A 23,929-nucleotide genomic window follows, 5' to 3' on the forward strand; every position below is an offset into this window, starting at 1 on the left:
CACTGATATATTTTAGTGTTTTTTGTTCTTTTGTTAAGTAGTATAATTACCGGAATTATGGTAAAATCCTACTAGATAGACGTACATATTTTTTGGGGTGATATCATATGAATCTACGTCAAAATACCTTGTTGCAGATCATGTTGAAGGAAGGAAGCTTTCAAACGATTGACTCCCTTGCAGTTCTGTTAAACTGTTCTGAAAAAACACTGCGCAATGATATTAAGGATATCAATACATTCTTAAAAGATAATAATTTTGAAACAAGTATCCAGACGAAACAAGGCAGTGGCGTTCATTTATCTTTATACAAGAGTGAAGAAGCTTATCTTCATTTTTTTCTCGATACAAAAATTTTAGAAATACGACCTGAACTGGAACGCTTTTATCGTGGAATGATTGCTTTACTTTTTTCTTCCCAGCCTTTTACTATGGATTCTCTTGCGGAGGAATTATATAGTAATCGTGCACAATTAAAAACTGACATCCTGCGATGGGAAAGTATGCTACAGACATTTCATCTGACATTGGAAAAGAAATCACATTTAATGATTACAGGAAAAGAAGAAAATATTCGTTTATTCGTTTTATATTATTTTTATCAAGTAGCCCCAACTGCGATGGTACAAACAATAGAGCCTTATTTTTTAGAAGATCATGAAGAAATATTTTTGAATATCCTTCATTTATATGAACAAAAACTTGGTCAACAATTTACTAACAATGCCATTCATCATTTTTGTATATATTTAGGTATCATGATTAAACGTATCCGTCTACATCATTCTATTCAGCAAACTAATGAAACTATGATGATAGATAACGATATCAAAAAACTTATGGAGGATACTTTTCATATTCATTTTCATCAAGATGAGCTTGCATTTTTGGATAAGGTTATGGAAAGTGGCGCAAAACAATGGAATAATGCATTTATCCAAAACTATACCATTACAAATCAAACAAAACATATTGCTGATATTTTTCTAAAAGAGTTACAAAACACCTATCATCAGCCAATTGATAAAACCTTGTATAAACCATTTTGTATCCTGTTAGAAACCGCTTTACGTCGAAAAGAGTATGATATGCGTGTTTTAAATTATAATAGTAATCAGGTAAAATTTGATTATCTTCCTGTCTTTTTAAGTGTTGTAAAGATTTTCTTTGACCATAAAGAACTTCATGATTTACATTTATTTGAAACAGAATATACAAGACTTGCCATGTTACTGATTCCTTATTTCAAAGAGTTGAACATTGCGAATAAACTACATGTTGGTTTGGTTGTGAATTGTAGTATCGAACAAGCCTATTATGGTAAATATACGATTGAAAAAGCATTGCCCAATATTGAGATTAATCAAATATTGACTGAATTAGATATGGAAAAGATGTCAAATGATGAGGATTTTTATATATCGTTTAATTACTTGAAAACAGAAAAGCCCTATATCCAGATATCCGGCATGCTGCATTCTAAAGATATTGAAAAGATTAAATCTTCTATTAGCGACTTTCAGAATAAAAATCGTAAAAGCTTGTTCTCCAAAAAATATGAAATAAAAAAGATATCTTCCATCACCTATGATCAACTGACACAATGCCTATATGATGAGATGAAAAAGCGCAATTGTTTTGATATGAATCTGACACAGTTTTGCGATCAAATACATATCATTAAATTATTTCAGGATGATATTGCCATTATTCCATTCTTTCACAAAGGTATCAAAGAGGACTTCCTTTCAATATATGATATAGAAAAAGACTTTTATATGGAAGGTGTTTGTATCCATCATATACATATGTTATGTATCAAAGAACGCCCTTATCATGAATTGTATGATTATTTGTTGTATTATAAGCATCATCTGAAAAAGGATATCATAAAACCATAAATGGTAAATTCGGTTTGTTTATCGAAAAACATCATATCACGATAAACATGGAGGATGTTATAAAAATTTTAGAAACATATAATTTTCTAATAAAGTAGCAGTAACGAAAAGATAATGAAAAAAGATGTTTATTTGCTATTCCCACTTTCTGAAAAATATTTAAAAAATGGGAATAGATACTGATTTTGATATGGATATATGTTATCATAAAGACAAGTTAATCCCACTTTTTGAAAAAATTATTATGTTGGAAAATTGTACAAAAAAGAAATTGATTTTGTTGTAAAGAAAAAAGATGAACAGATTTACATTCAGGTAAGTGATAATATTTCTGATGAAAAAACCTTTACACGTGAGGTTTCTGCTCTTTTAGATATCCGTGATGCTTATCCAAAAGTACTGATAGCAAGAACACGACATGAACCATATCAATATGAAGGTGTACAAATTATTGATATGGTAGATTGGTTGAGAAAATAATGTAAGGAGAAGGTAGAATCCTGCATAAAAGGCAACTACCTTTTTGTTTACTATATATAAATTTGAAATTTTCGCCAATTTGTCCATAAAAACAGTAAATATTTCCAAAATCCCTAAAATAAACGTTTTAGCATAGGCAACATTAAAAAATTTTGTTAAAATTTATGTTGTGAGAGAAAGGGGTTTTCTTATGAAAGCAATCACTGGTTTCCTGGAGAAATATTTATCTCCAATTGGCGCAAAGCTTGGTAATCAACGACACTTACAGGCTTTAGCAAACGGTATGATGATGACACTTCCATTACTTGTTATTGGATCTATCTTCATGATTATCGCAAATCCACCAATCAATATGGATACTGTGGATTTAAACACAACCAACGTATTAATTCGTTTTTTGATTAACTGGAAAGAATGGGCAACGACTTACAACTCTCAGATATTAGCACCTTACAACATGACATTTGGTCTGTTAGGTCTAATGACTGCATTTGCTGTTGCATATTCTCTAGCAAAAAGCTACAAGATGAATGCCGCAATCTGCGGTATCATGAACATGTCTATCTTCCTACTAGTATGTTCAGAAGTTGTGCCAACCACTGTAGAAGGTGTGAATGGTATCACAACCAATTACTTAGATAGTAACGGTTTATTTGTCGCATTAATTTTAAGTTTTGTGACAGTCGAAATTACACGTTTTATAGAAACCAAAGGAATAAAAATCAAGTTCCCTGACAGTGTACCAAGCATGGTTGGAAACTTCGTAAATTCCTTACTTCCATTACTGGTAAATATCATCATTATCTATGGTATTAATCTGATGTTGATCAGCGCTACGGGCAAAACGCTGCCAGAAATGATTATGAGTATTTTAACACCAGCCATCAATGTTGGTAACAATGTATGGGTATATGCATTGATTATCATGTTCTCAAATATCTTATGGTTCTTAGGTATCAATGGAACAACTGTTGTATTCCCTATTGTATTTATGATTGGATTAAATGGTACAGCTGCCAATGCAGAAGCAATTGCTGCAGGTGCTAGCGCTGTTACTTCTATGAATCTACAGTTATTCCGTTATGCAATGTTAGGTGGTGCTGGTGGTACCCTTGGATTGATTATCCTGATGTGGAAAAGCAAGAGTGCTAAATTTAGATCACTTGCACGTATCTCTGTTGTGCCAGGTGTTTGTTCCATCAATGAGCCAATTACATTCGGTGTACCTATGGTATTTAATCCCATCTTAGGTATTCCATATATTTTGATTCCTAGTATTTGTGTTGTTTTGGGCTATTACGCACAAGAATTAGGTGTCATCGCAAGAGGTTATGTCGCAGATCCAAGCTTTATTCCATTCTTTGTACAGGCTTGGATGTCTGGTTCAGATTTTAAAAATGTAATCTTTATGTTTGTATTAATTGCATTAAGTGTGGCAATTTACTATCCATTCTTTAAAGTATATGAAAAGATGGAATTAGCAAAAGAAGCAGAAGAAGTTGAAGAAGAATTGGAGGGCTTTGAATAATGGCAAAACAAATGTATGACCCATGGTCAAAAATCACAACACGTAATGGTTATGCTTGTGATGAAGTAATTTCTGCATTACAAAAATCTATTCGTAGAGGCTTAGAGGAACAAGCTTGTATGTTCGCTTATGAGTTATATATCTCATCTCCTCAGCTGGAAGAAAAATTGTGGCGACGTTTACTTACCATTTCTGTAGAAGATATTGGAATGGGTAATCCAATGGCTGCTGTTGTAGTCAATGCGTTATCACAAATGAGATTGAATTTTGATTATGCGGACAATGATCGTACGATTTATTTCATTCATGCAATTCGTTATATGTGTTCATCTGAGAAAGATCGTTCTAGTGACCTATTGAAAAATATCTGTATCAAAAGCTTCGCTATGGGTAAATTGCCTGAAATTCCTGATTATGCACTTGATAAACATACACAGCGTGGACAGGCAATGGGAAGAGATTCCTTCCACTTCTTAAATGAAGCTAGTAAGGTTATCCCACAGGCTAAAATTGATAACGATTATAAAGAACGCTACGCTAAGATTCTAGAGGAATATGATCCAGAAAATGTATCAGATACAGCCTTTAAATTTAATGGATGGCAGTTTTAATTAGATAAACAAAACCAGGAATTCCTATATAGGTTCCTGGTTTTCTTATGTATTATAGATTTAACCAATCAAATTCCACGTTGCAATTCCTAATATACCGCCTACAGATAGACATAATAAGTACCATCCTATCTTAGAATTTTTCATTTTTCTTATCCTCCTGTTTCTTATGATATTTAGTTATATTATCAATATATAGCTATATTCATGATAACATTCTTTTAAGGCACAAACAACTCTTTTTGATCTGATTATTTTCCGGGAAATAATTTCCCTATTTCCTTTTTCATTTGAAATAATAAATTAGACCAATAATTTCTTTCATTTCATATTATATTTCCTCAGTTTTGTTACATTAGTAGAAAGCCTTGTATATAAATTTTTATTCTGTTATTCTTTAATTGAAGTTGAGCTCACTTCATAAAACAGGAGGAAATAAGAGATGTATCATTCAAGATTTATGAAGAACCATTATGATGCAGGGCATCGATGGGGAGCTTTGTTATACAAAAATAAAATAGATTTAGAAAAGAATATAAGCTTTGCCTATGATGAAAAGAGAAAGGCTTTTGTGAATGATTGTATTCCAATTTATCAAAAATACTATCCAGAAATATTGGAAGAAATCAATGGAATCTGTGATGGTGCGCATATTTCAAAAGATATTTTTTATACTTTCTTGTTAGGTATGTATTGTTTCACAATGGATAATCATTGTACCTGTATGGCGTGCAAGGATGATGAACATATGTTATTTGGCAGGAACAGTGATTTTCTGGTAAGCTTAGAAAAGCAATATGATAGTTGTTATTATTGTTACGATGGATTTATTCCTTTCATTGGGAATACGACTGCATTTACCCAAATGGAAGATGGCATGAATGCTTATGGATTAGCTGTAGGTCTAACTTTTATATGCCCGACACCAAGTGTAAGAAAACCAGGACTTCATGCAGGTATGCTTGTTCGTTATATCTTAGAACATTGTAAGAGTGTAAAAGAAGCAATCACATTTATCAAAAAAGTTCCCATAGGTTCTGCACAGACGATTACTATGATGGATGCCACTGGTGAAATGGTAATTATAGAATGCAATCCTGAAAAAGTAATAGAAATATATCCTAAAAAACAAAGAAATCCATTTGTCGCAACTGCCAATTATTTTACATCAGATGAAATGCAAAAATATCAACCAAAAAATATAGATGATTGGCGAAGTCATGAACGATATGAAACAGCACAACATGCTTTATCGAAAACAGATACTTACTCTTTTGAGCTGATCAAAGATATATTGTCCGGGAAATATGGTTTCATGTGCCAGTATGATCGAAGAACAAATGCTGATACTGTTTGGTCTTGTATTTATGATATTAAAAATAAGAAAATCTATCGTTGTGAAGGAAACCCAAGTAGAAAACGATTTGTGGAAGATAAGCGATTAAACTTTATATAGAAAAAAAATCCCGTTATGCAATCACTTAGTATAGCGGGATTTTTATTTTTCTATTTGCATTTATCTAAAAGAATACACCATGCATACTAGTACCATTTTCTGTTTCCATAGATTTTTCTTGCTTCAGCTAATGATATGGTTTTCCTTTTTCCAGCTTTTATTTCATTTAGTATTTCTTCTAATTTTTCTTTAAAATTGATTTCATTCATATCCTCATCTAACAAGCATTTACCTGAACTTTTATAATCTTGCATTTCAAAATCTCCTTATTTACTTGATAATCTAAACAAATCATTTTTCTGATAAATAGCATATATGACTTGTTCTATAAGAATTTATAGAAGTTAATTGATATAAGGCACGTCTACCAATTTCACTGGTTTTAAGTTTTTATTTGCGACAGCATATTTTTCCTTAGTTTATCCAACTTCTTTGAAAGAATCAAAATTATCTACTGGTTGCCCATAATATGTAAAGTACCGCATATCCTGATATACAAAATGTGGTGCAGCCATACCACCGTCAACACCTTCTTCTACTTTAAATTCTTTTACTTCATCATTTAATATCATTTTTGTGATATATTGATAAACACGAACACCCTCTATTGTTTTCAAATACAAAGTATCATCTTTTTGATAAATCCCTTGATCAATACAATTTTCTAAATCATAGGTACCCATAAGCTCGCTACTAGGAAAGAAGTTTTCTTTTGCCACTGATTTTAAAGTACTAATTTTTTCTCCTTCTTCCTTATCCACCTTTCGTGCCATTTCCCAATAAATATGGTCTTTATAATAAATACCACTTGGGAATTTTAATTCCTCAAATGCTAAATCAAATGCATATTCTTTAGGATTGGAACTACATGCTGAGATCATAATGGTAAGTAGACAGACGATAATTATTTTAATTTTTTTATAGGGATTACCTACCTTTCAAAATCATTTCTTTCGTATATACTTCACCTTCATCACCTTCCACAACAGCATTTAGTTTTTCGGCTAGATCAATGATTGGCAATAAATCCATTTCGCTTTCTACATTGAACCAAGGTTCTTTTTGATTAAAATAAATACAAATCTTTCGATTTGAATTCACTCCTTCATAAATTAGATATGGTCCTATATTGATACTCATCTCAAATCCATCAGGTGTTTTAGTCGTGATAATTCCTGTTTGATCAATAGTGTACTCATGAGACATTTTTGTTAAAATATGTTCTATTTCCTCTAAAGTGATTGCTTTTCCCTTTCTTGAATCAATTCTCTTAATATAAAAATTATACGCCATTTTACGCTCCTCCTATGTTTTTATATAGCACTATTATAACATTTTCTAATCTATTATTTCATGAATTTAACTTTTTTTATAAATATTTCTTGATTCTAAAATCAATTCTGTTACTATTAAGACTAGAAGCTTAAAAAGAAAGGAAATCTTATGACGTACAAAAAAACAAAATAACATGTGCACTAGCATTCCTGTTGTTAGCTGTTTTACAACTGATCATGTTACACAAATCTTTTGGCAATTTCTCTCAAATATTACTTCTTTCGATATTATTAGGTGCAATGATGATTGTCGCAATAATGTTCTTTACAGAATATAAACAGAATCAAACAAGCAAAATAACCACTGAATTCATAATCACCTATCAGGATGTATCTCTTGTAATTGGCATCATTGTATTTCTTTTAGGTAAGTATTTACCTTTAAATAAATGTTTATGCACGATATTGTTCTGTGGCGCTATCGTTGTCTTATTTATTACACTTGTATCTTATATAAAAAAATCTTGAAAAGAAAAACTGTGAAATTCATCACAGTTTTATAATAATATTGTGCTTCTATATAATATTCCTAGTCTTTGTGTTTTAGATTTTTAAATATTTGAGATATCTTAAAATTGTTACCATAAGACAAAGTTCCATTACGATATAATTTAGCTCCTAACAATCCTACACCTGCCGTAGATACTGCTAGTATAACTGCCGATAAAATAATCTGCCATAATTCTACACTACCCATTGCTACACGGGCAAACATTGCCATGCAGGATGTAAACGGAACATAGGATGCTATTGTGGATAAAATAGTTCCTGGATTTACCATTACCGAAAAGAATGTTATAAAAAATGCAATAACAAATATAATTGTAATCGGAGAAACTGCGGAAGATACTTCCTCTACTTTTGAAACCATAGAACCCATTGCTCCATAAATAAAGGTATAGAATAAGTAACCCAGTGTACCAAATAAAGCAAAGGACAACAAAACATTCACTGGTATATTGAATAAGAAATCAAGTGTATGATTCCAAATATCCGCATTATATTGGTAAGCCATTATACTGACACCAAGCATGACACCTACCTGCAAAATACTTGCGACAGCTCCCGCCAACACTTTCCCAAAAATAAGTGCATTGGTACTTGTGCTAGTAATTAAGATTTCCATAGAACGATTACCTTTTTCACTGGCAACATTGGTAGCGGTCATTTGCCCATAAAATATGATGACAAAATACATCGCAAAAATCATGATATAGGTATAGAAATAATTACTACGACCATCTTTTCCTAAAATAACGGTATCTCCCTTTATTGGTGTTGCGACAACATTTGCTATTTGCTCCTCACTTAGTCCCATAGAAGAAAGCATTTTTATTTTGTATTGCACTTCCATAACGGAAGTAAAAATATTCATTGTCATATCATTCATACTGGTATCTAATACCTGATAATCGAATGTTTTATCATCTTTAACAGATATACCTGAATCAAGCTCACCTTTTTTTACGGCTGCTTTCATATCTTCATCACTTGTCTGCTTCACAAATTTAGCTTCTGGAAATGCTTGTTTTAATAGATTATCCTCTTCAAATACATGATTGGGATCATAAATACCAATTGTTTCTGAAGTTGTGGATACTCCATCTGATTTGTTATTGATATCGATAAATCTTGGCACAAACATGACAACTGTGACAAGTACACAAATTAGTATCGTAGAAACCCGAAACCATTTTCCTTTTAAAAATCCTGCAAATTCAAACTTAAATACTTCAAAGAACTGTTTCATGCTTCATCACCTGCCTTTGCGACAAAGATATCCGTTAAGGAAGGCTCATATATCATAAACTTTTCAATATCCATATCATGATCTAGTAACATACGCAACATATCCTGTTTATGAACACCTTCATGCAGCTCTACAATAACTTCATCATTTTTTATTTCACTGCATTTTACAGCATTGCTTAAATTTGTATCACATAGTACTTTAAGCTCTTCAGCCTTTTGATTAAGCGTTGAAATAACCAAACGATTTTTACCAAACTCTTTTTTGATTTGTTTTAATTCCCCACTTAAGACTACATCACCATGATGTAAAATTACGATACTTTCGCAGAACTCTTCTACATAATTCATTTGATGAGATGAGAAAATCACCAACTTGCCATTTTGTATTAGTTCCATAACGACTTCTTTTAATACCTGTGAATTTACAGGGTCCAGACCACTAAAAGGCTCATCTAATATCACAATATCTGGATCACACATTAACGTCTGTGCCAGTTGTACTTTTTGTTGATTGCCTTTTGATAATGTATCTAATTTACGTTTTTCGTATTCTTCAATATTTAAACGTTTCAGCCATTTCTTTAAATTTGCTTTTGCCTCATTTTTAGATAAGCCACGCAAAGCTGCTAAATATAATAATTGTTCATCAACACGTTTCTTGGGATACAAGCCTCGTTCTTCTGGTAAATATCCTATTTTATAATCACTTGCTTTAAATGGTTTGCCATCTATTGTAATGCTTCCTTCATTTGCTTTGAATACATCCATCAATATTCGTATAGTAGTTGTTTTTCCAGCTCCATTTCTTCCTAATAACCCTAAGGCTTTTCCAGAAGAAATAGAGAAGGAAACACCATGAAGCACTTCGTTGCCATCAAAGCTTTTTTTCAACCCATTCGCTTCTAAAATCATGTAATCCCTCCGCTTTCTTGGTCCTATTATAATCTAGTTACCCTATATTAGCAATAAAAACCGCTATATAGTAAATTTATATAGCGGCATTCTTATCATATTACTGTTATTATTCTTGATATGCTCCATTCTCGTACACATAATAATTATTACTATTCACACTTTTCAATAACATAAAACGATTCTGGAAATCTGTTGCATATAACTTATCTCCCACAGCACCATTGCCTGTGAAATTCTGTTTTGCGACAAGGAATACTTCTTTGATTTCTCCTACTTCCTTAAAATAATCTAAAACTTCCACGGGCCCATAATCATTAAAATACATCATATTCTGATATACAAAATGTGGCGCAGGCATTCCTTCATTTTCTTCCTGATCAAGCTCTTTTACTTCTTCAGATAATTCCATTTCTGTCAGGTATTTAAACACATGAATTGTATCTTTTGTCTTTAGATATAACGTTTGATGATTTTCATATAAATCACTTCCCAGATAGCTTTTTAAATCTGATGTGCCACTGTATTCCTTCTCAGGAAAATAATTCTCTTTTGCGACAGATTTTAGTGTGCCTACTTTTTCTCCTTCCACATGATTTGTTTTATCCTTCATTTCCCAATAGATATGATCCTTGTAGTAAATGCCACTTGGCATTTTTAATTCTTTAATATCTGGATAAAATGCGTATTCTTTATGTTTTTCAGCACATGAACTTAGTGATAATGTAAGTAAACATGCTATGATGATTTTTATAACTTTCATATCATACTGCCTCCCTTTTCCTATCACTATTATACATCACTTCCACCACAAAGAAATAGAACAAGCCTTCCTTACTTTTCATCATCTATAAAAAATATGATGCGTATTTAATTTCTTACGCACCATATTTATAATTACAGAATTTCTCCATTACTTTCGATTACTTTTTTATACCAATCAAAGGAATCTTTACGACTTCGTGTTAAGGAACCGTTTCCTTCATCATCCATATCAACATATACAAAGCCATAACGTTTTTTCATTTCCCCTGTTCCTGCGGAAACTAAGTCAATGCATCCCCATGGTGTATAACCCATCAAATCTACACCATCGATTTCCACTGCTTTTTTCATCTCTATGATATGATCTCTTAGATAAGATATACGATAATCATCATGGATACTGCCATCAGCTTCTATATGATCTTCTGCGCCTAAGCCATTCTCTACGATAAACAATGGTTTTTGATAACGATCCCACAAGATATTCAAAGAGATTCGTAAGCCTTTTGGATCGATTGGCCATTTCCACTCACTTTCTTGTAGATAAGGATTTTGCGCAAGCTTGATACCATTGCCTAATGTTTCTTTCGCATCAGAACGTGTTGTAATGACACCAGAATTATAGTAGCTGAATCCAATGTAATCAACACAACCTTGTTTCAGAATTTCATCATCGCCTTCTTCTTTCTTTATATGAATTGATTGATTTTCTAACTTCTTCAAGATATATGATGGATAATAACCACGGCATTGTACATCCGCAAAGAAATATTTCAGGTTTCTTGATACTAAGATTTCCTGTTCCACATCACATGGATTACATGTTTCAGGATATGTTAAAATATGTGCTAACATCATACCAATTTGGTTGTTTTCATCAATTTCATGTCCCAGTTTTACAGCTTTTGCGCTAGCGATAAAGATATGATGAATTGCCTGATAGTATTTCTGTTGATCCATTTCATGAACACCTAAGGTATCATAACCTCTTAATAAATTGATTTCATTAAAGGTCATCCAGTATTTAACTTTTCCTTTGTATCGCTCAAATATTGTACGACAATAATTTAAGAAACAGTCAATTGTGGAACGGCTCAGCCATCCATCATACTGCTCAGAAAGGTATAGTGGCATATCAAAATGGTTGATGGTGACAACTGGCTCAATTCCATATTTTAAACACTCATCAAATACCTGATCATAAAATGCTAATCCTTCTTCATTTGGCTGTTCCTCAATACCTTTTGGATATATTCTTGTCCAACTGATAGACATGCGGAAACATTTAAACCCCATTTCCGCAAGCAATTGAATATCTTCTTTATAATGGTGATAAAAATCTACCGCACGATGACTTGGATAATACATCGCATCATCTAAAACTGCTTTGTAGCCTTTTGGAATGTAATCAGAGCCATGAAGGTAAACAATTTGATTATGTTCATCTAAAAAGCTGTGTTTTCTTTTTCTTGTTAGTGAGCCATTGGTTTTTGTGTCTGATGTCGCAAGACCTCTGCCCCCTTCTTGATAGCCACCTTCAAATTGATTCGCAGCTGTTGCGCCACCCCATAAAAAGTCTTTTTTAAACATTATTCATTCCTCTTTTCTTATAATATATTTCTTTTTTTATTATGGCATTGTAAAATGATAATGAAAGGGTGATATCGATGATACAAACGAAACAGGAATTAAAGGATTTGCTCCGTGCAATTTATGCAAACATCAACATGCCCGTTTTCTTATTGTCAAAAGATCTACAGATTTTAGCATCTCCAGATAATTTTCTGCGTCTGGAACAGAACTATTTTGCACAGATCATAAAAACCTCCCAGATCAATCCATACAAAACTTTTATCCATTTTTATCATCAGGAAGTATATCTGTTTTTTCATTATGCTGTAGAAGATGTTGCTTATATTTGTATAGGTCCCATCTTTCATAAAAAGATTACCACACAGGATCGACCATCAGACTATCCGTTTATGAGTCATGTGCAATCCTCTTATACGATTGAAGATTTTATAAAGCTACCATATCTTTATAATAAGACCAGTGAATATTTTTTATTCATTTATCAAATCATTACTGGTGAAGCCCTAGATCCAAATGTTTTAAAAAACAATTTTAAACAGGCTGGTGTAAATCCTTTAAAACAGGAAAATTTACTACAAAGTGAACTGTTCGTGATTCGTGAAACTTCTATGCATGAATTCAGCTACTCCTATGAAAAGAAAATCATAAAATATATCCAGGAAGGTAAAAGTACCCAGGCACGTATTTTTATGAATGAACTTGCGCAGATCAAAGATAACCGTTATCTATCTCAAAATCATGTACAGTCTATGAAATATAAAATCGTTGCGGCTATTACCTTATTCACAAGAGCTGTCATTGATGTCGGTGTTCCAATTGCCAACGCCTATACCTTGAGTGATGTGTATATCACGAAAGTAGATCAATGTATGGCACCTTCTGAGTTATTTAAAATCATCGCAGATTCTATAACGGATTTCACTAATCTAGTGAAACGTTATCAGCATATTCAAAATCCATACTGGGTAAGAAAATGTAAAAACTACATATCTGAAAATCTACATAAACCTTTGGCATTAGATGATATTGCGGATGAGATTGGCATGAATCCCAGCTATCTTTCTTCTCAATTTAAGAAGGTAACCGGGAAATCTTTGAAACGTTATATTAATGAAAAGAAAATTGCAGAGGCTCAGTTTTTGATAAAAAATTCTACCTACTCTTTAGCAGAAATTTCTGAGATCCTGCAATTTTCTAATCAAAGTCATTTTAATAAAGTGTTTAAAGAAATCACACAAAGCAGCCCGATTCAATATAAGAACAGCTTATGATGCATGGCTTCTTTTATAATGGAAATAAGCACCTAATATATTTGCGTTATTACAGTACTTGCATTTGACAATATCCGCATGTGGAAATTTAAATGGGAAGGTACTGTAGAATTTTTCTGATGCCTTTTTTAACCCTTCGATAAAGACTGGATTTTCACTAGCACCCCCACCAATACAGATACGTTGTGGATCTAATAAACATTGGATATTATGCAGCTCCTGTATGACTTCATCACAATATCGTTCAAAGATACGTGTACTGATTTCATCTTTATGCTTGATCCATTCAAATACTTCTTCGCCATTTTGTGTGTCGATTCCTTTCGCATCTGCGATTTCTTTCACAAGATTTTTTACACTGCCAATAGCACCAAATAATCCCTTAGAGCCATAGGCATCTTTATCTTTTGAATAGATGACACTGACTTCCCCTGCGATTAAGTGACCACCTTTATAGATGTCACCGTTAACAATGATGCCACCGCCAACACCTGTGCCAAAGGTTAATACAAGTCCTTGTGTAATACCTAACATTTCGCCAGCCTCAAGTTCTGCGATTGCGGCACAACGAGCATCATTTTCAATCTCAATCGGAAGTTGGAAACGTTTTTCCCATTCTTTAATATCTGTATGGTTGTTGTAGGTTAAACTTCCTCCCGCAAAAATATATTTGCGATTTACATCAATGACCCCAGGCATGGAGAAAGCGATACCTTCCACATCATCCATCTCCTTTAATCTGTCTTCTATGATATTTAAGAAAGCTTCCTGGCTGTCATAAGGTGTTGGTGTTTTTTTAGCCATGGTAATTTCTTCATCGACCATAAAACATGATTTGATAAATGTGCCACCAACATCAAATACTGCGATTCTCATAAAATTTCACCATCACTTGCGATTACCTGCCGATACCAGTCAAAAGATTTCTTTTTCTTTCGCTCTAATGTACCTTTTCCTTCATCATCTCGATCTACATAAATAAATCCATAACGCTTACTCATTTCACCCGTACCAGCGGATACCAAATCAATGCAGCCCCATGGTGTATAACCAATGATATCCACACCATCTTCTAATATTGCGTTCTTCATTTCTTTGATATGTTCTCTTAAGTAAGCAATTCTATAATCATCTTCAATATATCCATCTTCATTTATCTGATCATAGGCTCCCAGACCATTCTCTACGATAAATAAAGGTATTTCATATCGTTCATAGAAACGATTTAAGATGTAACGTAATCCCAATGCATCAATCTGCCATCCCCATTCACTTGTTGGAATATATGGATTTTTCACACCGGATACCATGTTGCCACCTGTTTTTTCTACATTTGGATCGGTCGTTGCGGCTGAGGATGAATAGTAAGAAAAGCCGATATAATCTACGCATCCTTGTTGCATGGCTTCTAAATCACCTGGCTCTATTTGTACATGGATACCTAATCGTTCTACATGTTTTTTTACATATGCCGGATAGTGCCCACGCACTTGAATATCTGTGAACGCAAAGGTTCCTTTTCGCATATTTTGTTCCGCTAACATCACATCCTCTGGTTTTGCGGTTAATGGATATTTTACCAGTGTTAACACCATACATCCAATTTTATTTTCAGGATCAATCTGATGTCCCATAGCGACTGCTTTTGCACTTGCGACAAACTGGTGATGTGCTGCCTGATAGCTTCTTGTCTGGAAGTCATCTTTCGTACGATCTAAGACACCCGCAATTTCAGGCATAAGAATCACGGAATTAATTTCATTAAATGTCATCCAGTATTTTACTTTGCCTTTGTATCGTTTGAAGATTACTTCACAAAAGCGTAAGTAGAAATCTATTAATTTACGATTTGCCCATCCTTCATATTTTTGTACAAGATGAAGTGGCATCTCATAGTGGGAAATGGTAACCACTGGCTCCATGCCTTTATCAAGCATATCTTGAAATAAATCATCATAGTATGCTAAACCAGCTTCATTGGGTGTTTCCTCATCTCCGTTTGGAAAAATTCTTGTCCAAGCGATAGAAGTACGGAAACAGCGAAATCCCATTTCCTGAAACAGAGAAAGATCTTCTTTATAATGGTGATAAAAATCAATACCTTCATGGTTTGGATAATATACATCCTCTTGTACACCTTTGGTGAAGTGTCGGGATACTCCTTTTTTTCCAGCAGTTGCGATATCCATCAAGGATAAGCCTTTTCCATCTTCAAGGTAGGCACCTTCCGCCTGATTAGCGGCAATGGCACCTCCCCATAGAAAATCTTTACTTAATTTACTCAACCAATTCACCTTCTTTTTCAAGTCTTGCGGCTGCTTCTTCTTCACATGCTTTCTTATCCGCAATTTTGAAGAATGGATAGTACATTATTGTATTTACCGCAAGCAGAATCAATACCATAACCAATAGAGAAACGCCACCAGCAAGTAATGCTTTTACAAAGAATGGTGTTGTCCAAGGAAGTAAAGACATCGCTGGATTAAAGGTAAATGTAAAGATTTTAGTCGCGAATAATCCAATTAGTCCCATCACAACATTACAGAATACCATAGGGATAAAGAACACTGGATTCAACATAACTGGCATACCGAAAATTAATGGTTCATTGATATTAAATAAGTTAGGTATGAATGCCAATTTCAACATCTTTTTATAACGTTCGCTCTTCGCAGTGAACATAGATAAACAAAGTCCGATTGTATTACCATTACCACCGAAAGACGCAAACATAGATACCAGTGTGATCGTTAAATAAGTTAGTGGTCTACCTGCCTGGAAATCAGCAATATTTGTCATAATCAATGTCATTTGTAAAGGTACGAATGCACTGTATACAGTGTTTGGATGGATACCAAAGAACCATAATAAATTAGCCGCAAAGTATAATAGGAAGATCGTTGGTAAAGATAATCCAATTTTAATAATGAATGCGCCAATGGTCTGATCAAAGAAATTTACAAAGTTTCCATAAGGTGTATATCCAAAGCCAACACGTACGAAGAATGCAAATCCAACAATAATCATAGAGATGAAGATTGGTTCAAATGATTCACTAACCATAGGTGGAACACCATCTGGCATTTTGAATTTCATACCTTTATTTGATAAATAGTGGAATAAATGTCCTACAATCACAGCGAAAATCAACGCAACCAGAATACCTGTGCCACTTAAATATTTCAGATCAAATGCCGCAATTGCCCCTTCTGCCCCAGCAACACTTTGAGGGATAATAATCAAATAACTTAACAGTGAAAGGATTCCACAAGATAAAGCGTTATCTCCTTTTCTTTTCGCAAAAGAGTGCGCCACACAGAATGAAATATATAAACCAAGAATGTTTAAGCTGGCATTTGAAATAGCTTCAAAATGCTCTTTTAATCCAATACTTATTAACCAGTCTGAATAGCCATCAAATGGCAGATTTCCTAGAATCACAAAGATGCAGACACCAAATGTTACAGGTCCAGTTCTCATAAATCCTTCTGCTACTGACTGAATCGTATCATTTTCACTCATAGCTTTTGCGATAGGTCCGATAAATTTCTGTAAAAACTGTTCTAACTTTTCCATAAAGTTCTCCTTTTCTTTGAATACGTATTCCTCATCATCGACACCTAAATTATAGGTTTTATACGCTTACATTTTAATATATTTTTTAGATTTATAACATTTTTTTTAGAATATTTGACATTTAAACAAAGGTGCACAAAAAAAGAAAACAGTTAATCTGAATGACTAACCGTTTCTTATCACCTATTTCTTATTGATTATTTGACCATTCGTAATTTTGTTTGATAATGCTTCTATTTTCTGATGTATAGTGGATATCACATCTTCAAAACATGCATCATCTTTTCCAGTTGGATCTTCTAATCCCCAATCTTCATGGTATTGACAAAGCATGTGAGGACATTGTACATTACATCCCATTGTGATAATAATATCTATATCAGGTAATGTGGATATCAGTTTTGAATACTGGCTTTTTTCCATATCTATACCATACATTTTCTTCATCAACCGCACAGCATCTTGATTGATTTGTGGCTTTGTTTCCGTACCAGCTGAGTAACTTTCAAATACGTCAGAAGCGATAAACTTTCCTAATGCTTCCGCAATCTGACTTCTACAAGAATTATGTACACAAATAAAAGCGACTTTTGGTTTTGTTTTCATATCATAAAATACGCTTTCTTATACTTGTTTATTCCCATAGGAATTGATTAATAATTTTTTTACTTCTTCCACGGTTAACACCTTTCCATAAGATACCACTTTGTGATCAAAGACAAGTGCAGGTGTGGACATAACTCCATAACTGGCAATTTGTACAAAATCTGTGATGTGATCAATCTCCATATCCATATGTAATTCAGATAACGCTGTACGCGTCGCATTTTCTAACGCATTACATTTTGCACATCCAGAACCTAAGATTTTGATTCCTTTTTCACATTTTGTTTCTTCTGCCTTTTTTATTGTTTCAGGTGTACAATCACCTCCACAGCAGCAAGATTTCTTTTCTTCTTTTTTTCCAAATAATTTCATTCTATTTTACCTCCGTTTTTAAATTAAGAATGCATGAAATACATTAAATAAATAACCGACTATGATGATGCCAATGACACAAATAGCTACAAATAATGTCAATAATTTAGGCTTAATTGCCTTTTTTAACATAATCATAGATGGCAGACTTAATGTTGTGGCAGCCATCATAAATGCTAAGATTGTGCCTAATTGTGCACCTTTCGCAAGCAATGCCTCCGCAACTGGTATTGTCCCAAATATATCCGCATACATAGGAACGCCAATCAATGTCGCAAGGATAACGCCAAATGGATTTTTACTTCCTAAGATGCCTTCTACCCAGCTTTCCGGTATCCAATTATGAATGAGTGCACCAATACCAACGCCAATGATGATGTAAGGAAATACTTTCTTAAATGTTTCCATCACTTGATCTTTTGCGTATTGTATTCGATCTTTTCGTGTAAGTGTAGGAGAGTCAATATCCACATGGCTCGCATTTTGTATAAAATCTTCTACATATTTCTCCATATGCAGTTTCTCAATCAATGTTCCTCCGATTACCGCAATGACTAATCCTATTATCACATAAGCAAATGCAATTTTAGCGCCAAATATACTCATCAGTAACAACAGGCTACCAATATCAACCATAGGGGAAGATATTAGAAAGGAAAATGTTACACCTAAAGGCAAGCCTGCACTACTAAAACCAATAAATAATGGTATTGATGAACATGAACAAAAGGGTGTAACGGTACCTAACAATGCAGAAATGATATTTGCCCATATCCCATGGAATTTCCCTAATATTTTCTTACTTCTTTCAGGTGGAAAATAGCTTTGTATATAAGATATGATGAAAATCAGAACACACAATAGAATCGTGATTTTTATAACATCATAAATAAAAAACTGTATACTTCCACCTAATCTTGTATTCAAATCAATTCCTAATCCTGACAATATGTTGCCTAAGAATTCATTTAACCATTTCATTCCTAATATTTGATTTTGAATAAAAATCAATATCGTTTCTAAGATTTCCAAACAATCACTCCTTTTTATATATCAAATTTTTTTGATGTGTTTTAGCTTTTTAAAAGCCATCAGAAGATGACTTCTTAATCTTTATTTGGTCAATTGTGTTAATCGATTTTGTGCCTCTTTTATACCAGCTTCGCTAAGGCGATAATGTGTCCATTTACCATCTTGTCTGCTTACAACAATACCTGACTCACACAATATTTTCATGTGATAAGATAATGCGGACTGTCCTATTTTCATATCTTCAATCAATGCACAAGCACATTTCTCCCCACCTTTTAACAGTTCCAAGATATATAATCTTTTTTCATCACAAAGTGCTTTAAAAATCTTTGCGTCTTTTGAATAATCCTTCATAAAGCACCCTCCTCACATCAAATATTTTTGATATATATACAATAACGCAATGTGTATCGCTTGTCAATGGATATATCTTTAACATTTAATGGAAATCATACAGCTATCAAAAAAGAAAAGATTTGTGGCTTAGTTTTCATAACTAAAACACACAAACCTTTATGCATTATAAAACCCTTAAAACGATTATATCTTTTTTTAAATTTATATGATTAATACACATGATTTATTTTTTTATATTCGTTTTAAAATCGTTTCTTTTTTCTTTGATTTGATAAGCATATGCAAAAAATGCTAATAGTAACAATAAACTACACGCTAACATTTTTAATACAGTTGCACTATCACTATGCCATGTGGTGATACCAATATAAGTCATTAATGTAAACAAAGCAATATAAGCTAATGAAATAAGCGTAAAGATAAGAACACAAATAATTCTTGTTTTCTTAGAAACCTTTTTATTTGAGAAATGATCAATTAATGTATCCAGAAATACTTCTCCCATAAATGTTAAAATATCCATGAAATCCACTCCTTACGTGTACTCATACCATTTATAATGGCTGCTCTATGTAGGTTATATCACAGTAAAAACATCATTTCAATGTATCTTAAGACTTGTTAAGCAAATTATTTTTGGCAAAACATAAAAATACGGCTCATTTTCTAATGAAATGATACCGTATATGTTATCTATTTTTGATTTAAAATCACTCTGACTGCATAACTTGCGGCAGCAAGTCCCGCTGCACTTGGCACAAATGGTGAGCTTGCTGGGGGCATTTTTTGTTTTCTGGTTGCGCCATTTTCATTGACAATGACCGCCTGTGTCATTGGCTGTTCGGTAGAAAATAAAACAGGTATTTTCCCTTTGATTTTATTTTTACGAACCAGATTACGCATAATTTTTGCGACAGGATCATAGTTGGTTTTCATTAAATCCGTGATTTCTATTTTCGTAGGATCCATACGATTCGCCATCCCCATACTTGAGATAAACGGAATCTTATGTTCGACGCAATATCTTATCAATTCCAATTTAGAGGACATGGTATCAATCGCATCCACCACAAAGTCTACTGGCTGTTGGAATAACAGCTCGTTTTGATCTGCATTGTAGAAGATATCGTGACAGATGATATGACAATCTTTTCGATATGTTTCAATGCGCTCTTTCATGACCTTTGTTTTGGACTGATGTAGTGTTTCATAGGTCGCATGAATTTGACGATTTAAATTACTAATTGCGACAGTATCGCCATCAACCAGAATCAAAGTGCCAATCCCACAACGTGCGAGTGCTTCGGTAGCATAAGATCCAACACCGCCAACACCAACAACCATGACACATGCCTGTTTCAATCGTTCAATACCTTCTTTTTGTATTAACAGCTCCATGCGCTGTAACGGCGTTTCTTCCATAGTTGTCTCCTTTTTTATTTATGATGCATCCATTCATCTATATCATGCATGACATTTTCTGGATATTCTTGATCTTGTATATCATACCAGTGTACCTGCATCTGGTTTTTAAACCAGGTATACTGACGTTTCGCAAAGTTTCTGGAGTTCTTTTTGATTAATTCTATACACTCTTCCTTTGTGGAAGCTCCATCAAAATACCCTTTCCATTCTTTATATCCAATGCCTTTAAAGCTATTAAAATTCCAACAATCCGGATATTGTTCCACAATTCCTTCAATTTCTTCTAATAAACCTTCCTCCATCATGATATCTACACGACGATTGATTCTTTCATAAAGCTGTTCACGCTCCATTGTTAAACCAATAATATAGGCATCATAGATTGGCTGATGTGTTTGTGATTCTACGATTTCACTTTTCTTTTGACCAGTATGTGCCATATATAATGCACGACATAAACGCTGGCGATTATTAGGATGAAGGTTTTCACATGCCTTAGGATCAATCACCTTTAACAGACTCCATAACTGATCTTTTCCAAGGGTATGTAAGAAATCCATAAATTCATCGTTTTCTTCTTGATCTACAAATTCATAATCATATAATGTTGATTTAATATATAATCCCGTTCCACCACAAATGATGGGCAGCTTTCCTTTTTCTGATATTTGATGCATATATCCTCTGGCTTTTTGTTGGAATACTTTCACATTATATTCCTGTGTAAGAGCATAGTCATCTATCAAGTAATGTGGAATGCCTTGTGTTTCTTCTGGTTTTACCTTGGCAGTCCCAATGTTCATTTCTTTATATACCTGCATGGAATCACCACTGATGATTTCACCTTGAAATGACTGTGCAAGTTTCACACTTAATGCTGTTTTGCCTACGCCAGTAGGTCCAACGATTACTAAAACCTTTTCCATTTGACTACCCTCTTTCAAATTCTTTGATTAAATCATTATCGCTTAAACAAATCAAAGTTGGTCTGCCATGTGGACAGTGGAATGGCTGTTCACATTTGCCTAAATCTGCGATGACCTGTTTCATTTCCTCCATGGTAAGTGTGCGATGGAAACGAATAGAGCTGTGACATGCCATGGTTGCGATGGCGTGTTTTCTTAATTTATCAATACCCGTTTCATTATCTTGTTCAAAATAATCAATCATATCACGAATAAATGCTTCTTCTTCTGTATCTTTCATCCATACAGGAAGCTCACGAACGATAAAGGTATTGTTTCCAAATACATCTAAATGAATACCAAGCTGTTCAAGCATTGCATTGATGGTATCAACTTGGGATACTGCAGAAATAGAACTTTCAATGGTAATTGGCAACAATAATGGCTGGGTATCCTTCACACCCTCCAAAATCTGTTTACGTATAATTTCATAATGATAACGTTCCTGTGCAGCGTGCTGATCAATGATATATAAGCCTTTTTCACCCTGTGCAATAATATAACAGTTGTGAAATTGCCCAATGACCTGTAGCTGTGGCAGACTTGGATTTTTCGCAAGTACAGGTTCCAATACAGGCTTTACTTCTTCCTGCTTTGGTGGTTCCACGATTACTTCCGGCTCTTTGACTTCTTCTATTTTTTTCTCTGGCTTTGGTGTAACTGGTTCTTTTTGAATTGGTTCAGTTTTCTTTTCTTCTTTAACAGGTTCTACTTTTTTGGATGTTTGATATTTGATATCCTTTTCTTTCACAAATGTTTCACGTACTCCAGTCGGATATGATTTTTGTGGATATGTAATCACGGGTTTTTCCTTTTTTATTTCCTTTGGTGCTGGAAGTGGGATATCCTCAATGATCGGTTCTGGGTTATTTTGTGGGTGAACAAAAGAATCATTGATATCATCATGAAGCTTCTTCACTGGTTCTTCTCGCTCATATGTGAAATCAAATTCTTGTATTTCTACTTTTTCTTTCTTTAATTCACTCTTCTTGACTTCAGGTACCTGTAACTGATTTTTCAATGCTTCACTGATGGTTTCATATACTAGCTTTTCTAGTTGCTTTTCCTTAGATAAACGAATTTCCCATTTGCTGGGATGGACATTGACATCCACTAACTGGGCATCCATTTCCATATTCATCACAACGATTGGATATCTTTCCTTAGGCAGATAATGGCTATAAGCATCCATAATTGCCTTTTGTAAGTGATAATTACGTATCATACGACCATTGATATACATCAACATATAATACTTTGTGGCACGATTAAATTGTGGCTGCATAGCATAACCACTGATTTTATAATCATTGTCACTGCCATCTAATTGGATAGCTGTTTTGGCAGTATCCCTACCATAGATTTGCATAAGCACTTCTAATAAAGAGCCATTACCACGTGTTTTAAATATCGTTCTGCCATCATGGGATAAATTAAAACCAATTTCCGGATGGGATAATGCGAATTTCTGAACAACATCACTGATCAGTGAAAATTCATATTGCGGACTTTTCAAGTGTTTGAAACGAGCAGGCGTCTTTTGAAAAAGATTCTTGACTTCAATCATTGTGCCACGTGGTGTTCCACATGGCTTTGCGCTCATCAATTTACCATAATTGATTTCTACTTCAGTAGAGTCTATGCCATTATTGGTACGCAGTAATACATGTGAAACAGAAGCGATAGATGGAAGTGCTTCTCCACGAAATCCCATGGTATGAATATTCCATAAATCATTGACTTCTTTCAGCTTGCTGGTCGCATGTCGCTCAAAAGCCAGTGTAGCGTCCTGGGCATCCATACCATCCCCATCGTCAATAATGGTTATGGTATCAATACCACCCTGCAGTATTTGAATTTCAACATTCTTTGCATGTGCATCGATACAGTTTTCTACTAATTCCTTTACGATACCCATTGGTCTTTCTACTACCTCACCGGCAGCAATCATATTGGATAAATGTTCATCCAGACGATTGATTTTTCCCATGCG

General features: G+C 33.8%; 24 protein-coding genes. 6 read left to right on the plus strand and 18 right to left on the minus strand.

Features of this window, described 5'->3' with window-relative positions; all coding sequences use genetic code 11:
* Positions 1-107: 107 nt before the first annotated feature.
* The 5 genes from DW114_RS04360 to DW114_RS04380 all read left to right on the plus strand — a co-directional run bounded on the left by DW114_RS04360 (position 108) and on the right by DW114_RS04380 (position 5,976).
* Positions 108-1,901, plus strand: coding sequence for a BglG family transcription antiterminator (locus DW114_RS04360; RefSeq protein ID WP_117452570.1), 1,794 nt, complete (start codon positions 108-110; stop codon positions 1,899-1,901).
* 255 nt (positions 1,902-2,156) lie between these two features.
* Positions 2,157-2,381, plus strand: a complete 225-nt coding sequence (locus DW114_RS04365; RefSeq protein ID WP_199483522.1) for an ATP-binding protein — start codon at positions 2,157-2,159, stop codon at positions 2,379-2,381.
* Positions 2,382-2,571: 190 nt separating this feature from the next.
* Positions 2,572-3,909 carry a PTS sugar transporter subunit IIC gene (locus DW114_RS04370; protein ID WP_117452571.1) on the plus strand — a complete coding sequence of 446 codons (1,338 nt, stop codon included), beginning with the start codon at positions 2,572-2,574 and terminating at the stop codon, positions 3,907-3,909.
* On the plus strand, positions 3,909-4,520 hold the full coding sequence (locus DW114_RS04375) for a hypothetical protein (RefSeq protein ID WP_117452572.1): 612 nt from the start codon (positions 3,909-3,911) through the stop codon (positions 4,518-4,520). The genes DW114_RS04370 and DW114_RS04375 overlap by 1 nt, the downstream gene beginning before the upstream one ends.
* Positions 4,521-4,962: 442 nt before the next feature.
* Positions 4,963-5,976: a C45 family autoproteolytic acyltransferase/hydolase gene (locus DW114_RS04380; protein WP_117452573.1), complete on the plus strand. Its 1,014-nt coding sequence runs from the start codon at positions 4,963-4,965 to the stop codon at positions 5,974-5,976.
* Between the two features lie 86 nt (positions 5,977-6,062).
* Here the strand turns inward: DW114_RS04380 and DW114_RS21230 are convergent, their stop codons facing one another.
* The 7 genes from DW114_RS21230 to DW114_RS04415 form a co-directional block, all read right to left on the minus strand.
* Positions 6,063-6,230, minus strand: coding sequence for a hypothetical protein (locus tag DW114_RS21230; RefSeq protein WP_158552184.1), 168 nt, complete (start codon positions 6,228-6,230; stop codon positions 6,063-6,065).
* Between the two features lie 165 nt (positions 6,231-6,395).
* Entirely contained in the window at positions 6,396-6,857 is a 462-nt protein-coding gene (locus DW114_RS04385) for a hypothetical protein (RefSeq protein WP_117452574.1), read from the minus strand.
* 46 nt (positions 6,858-6,903) lie between these two features.
* Positions 6,904-7,269 (minus strand): hypothetical protein, encoded by a 366-nt coding sequence (locus DW114_RS04390; RefSeq protein ID WP_117452575.1) that lies wholly within the window; start codon positions 7,267-7,269, stop codon positions 6,904-6,906.
* A gap of 570 nt (positions 7,270-7,839) precedes the next feature.
* Positions 7,840-9,060: an ABC transporter permease gene (locus DW114_RS04400; RefSeq protein ID WP_117452577.1), complete on the minus strand. Its 1,221-nt coding sequence runs from the start codon at positions 9,058-9,060 to the stop codon at positions 7,840-7,842.
* On the minus strand, positions 9,057-9,974 hold the full coding sequence (locus DW114_RS04405; RefSeq protein ID WP_117452578.1) for an ABC transporter ATP-binding protein: 918 nt from the start codon (positions 9,972-9,974) through the stop codon (positions 9,057-9,059). Before DW114_RS04405 ends, DW114_RS04400 begins: the two co-directional genes overlap by 4 nt.
* A 109-nt stretch (positions 9,975-10,083) precedes the next feature.
* A complete protein-coding gene (locus DW114_RS04410) occupies positions 10,084-10,737 on the minus strand; it encodes a hypothetical protein (RefSeq protein ID WP_117452579.1) in 654 nt (217 codons plus the stop codon).
* A gap of 134 nt (positions 10,738-10,871) precedes the next feature.
* Positions 10,872-12,329 carry a glycoside hydrolase family 1 protein gene (locus DW114_RS04415; protein ID WP_117452580.1) on the minus strand — a complete coding sequence of 486 codons (1,458 nt, stop codon included), beginning with the start codon at positions 12,327-12,329 and terminating at the stop codon, positions 10,872-10,874.
* Positions 12,330-12,406: 77 nt separating this feature from the next.
* On the opposite strand from DW114_RS04415, the gene DW114_RS04420 reads away from it, so the two are divergent.
* Positions 12,407-13,603 carry a helix-turn-helix transcriptional regulator gene (locus DW114_RS04420; RefSeq protein WP_117452581.1) on the plus strand — a complete coding sequence of 399 codons (1,197 nt, stop codon included), beginning with the start codon at positions 12,407-12,409 and terminating at the stop codon, positions 13,601-13,603.
* Here DW114_RS04420 and DW114_RS04425 read toward each other — a convergent pair.
* The 11 genes from DW114_RS04425 to mutL all read right to left on the minus strand — a co-directional run bounded on the left by DW114_RS04425 (position 13,598) and on the right by mutL (position 23,926).
* Positions 13,598-14,479: an ROK family protein gene (locus tag DW114_RS04425; RefSeq protein WP_117452582.1), complete on the minus strand. Its 882-nt coding sequence runs from the start codon at positions 14,477-14,479 to the stop codon at positions 13,598-13,600. The genes DW114_RS04420 and DW114_RS04425 overlap by 6 nt on opposite strands.
* Positions 14,476-15,888, minus strand: coding sequence for a 6-phospho-beta-glucosidase (locus DW114_RS04430; protein WP_117452583.1), 1,413 nt, complete (start codon positions 15,886-15,888; stop codon positions 14,476-14,478). The genes DW114_RS04425 and DW114_RS04430 overlap by 4 nt, the downstream gene beginning before the upstream one ends.
* Positions 15,881-17,179, minus strand: coding sequence for a PTS sugar transporter subunit IIC (locus tag DW114_RS04435; protein WP_117452584.1), 1,299 nt, complete (start codon positions 17,177-17,179; stop codon positions 15,881-15,883). The genes DW114_RS04430 and DW114_RS04435 overlap by 8 nt, the downstream gene beginning before the upstream one ends.
* Before the next feature lie 183 nt (positions 17,180-17,362).
* Positions 17,363-17,785, minus strand: coding sequence for an arsenate reductase ArsC (locus DW114_RS04440; protein WP_117452585.1), 423 nt, complete (start codon positions 17,783-17,785; stop codon positions 17,363-17,365).
* Positions 17,786-17,803: 18 nt separating this feature from the next.
* Entirely contained in the window at positions 17,804-18,157 is a 354-nt protein-coding gene (locus tag DW114_RS04445) for a thioredoxin family protein (protein ID WP_117452586.1), read from the minus strand.
* An 18-nt stretch (positions 18,158-18,175) separates the two neighbouring features.
* Positions 18,176-19,189, minus strand: coding sequence for a permease (locus DW114_RS04450; protein WP_117452587.1), 1,014 nt, complete (start codon positions 19,187-19,189; stop codon positions 18,176-18,178).
* Between the two features lie 81 nt (positions 19,190-19,270).
* Positions 19,271-19,543, minus strand: a complete 273-nt coding sequence (locus DW114_RS04455; RefSeq protein ID WP_117452588.1) for an ArsR/SmtB family transcription factor — start codon at positions 19,541-19,543, stop codon at positions 19,271-19,273.
* A gap of 226 nt (positions 19,544-19,769) precedes the next feature.
* Positions 19,770-20,069, minus strand: coding sequence for a hypothetical protein (locus tag DW114_RS04460; protein WP_117452589.1), 300 nt, complete (start codon positions 20,067-20,069; stop codon positions 19,770-19,772).
* Positions 20,070-20,239: 170 nt separating this feature from the next.
* Entirely contained in the window at positions 20,240-20,968 is a 729-nt protein-coding gene (locus DW114_RS04465) for a tRNA threonylcarbamoyladenosine dehydratase (protein ID WP_117452590.1), read from the minus strand.
* A 14-nt stretch (positions 20,969-20,982) separates the two neighbouring features.
* Positions 20,983-21,897 carry a tRNA (adenosine(37)-N6)-dimethylallyltransferase MiaA gene (gene miaA, locus DW114_RS04470; RefSeq protein ID WP_117452591.1) on the minus strand — a complete coding sequence of 305 codons (915 nt, stop codon included), beginning with the start codon at positions 21,895-21,897 and terminating at the stop codon, positions 20,983-20,985.
* A gap of 4 nt (positions 21,898-21,901) precedes the next feature.
* On the minus strand, positions 21,902-23,926 hold the full coding sequence (mutL, locus tag DW114_RS04475; RefSeq protein WP_117452592.1) for a DNA mismatch repair endonuclease MutL: 2,025 nt from the start codon (positions 23,924-23,926) through the stop codon (positions 21,902-21,904).
* Between the last annotated feature and the right edge of the window lie 3 nt (positions 23,927-23,929).

Source organism: Absiella sp. AM09-50, assembly GCF_003433845.1.
Taxonomy (GTDB): domain Bacteria; phylum Bacillota_I; class Bacilli_A; order Erysipelotrichales; family Erysipelotrichaceae; genus Hoskinsella; species Hoskinsella hominis.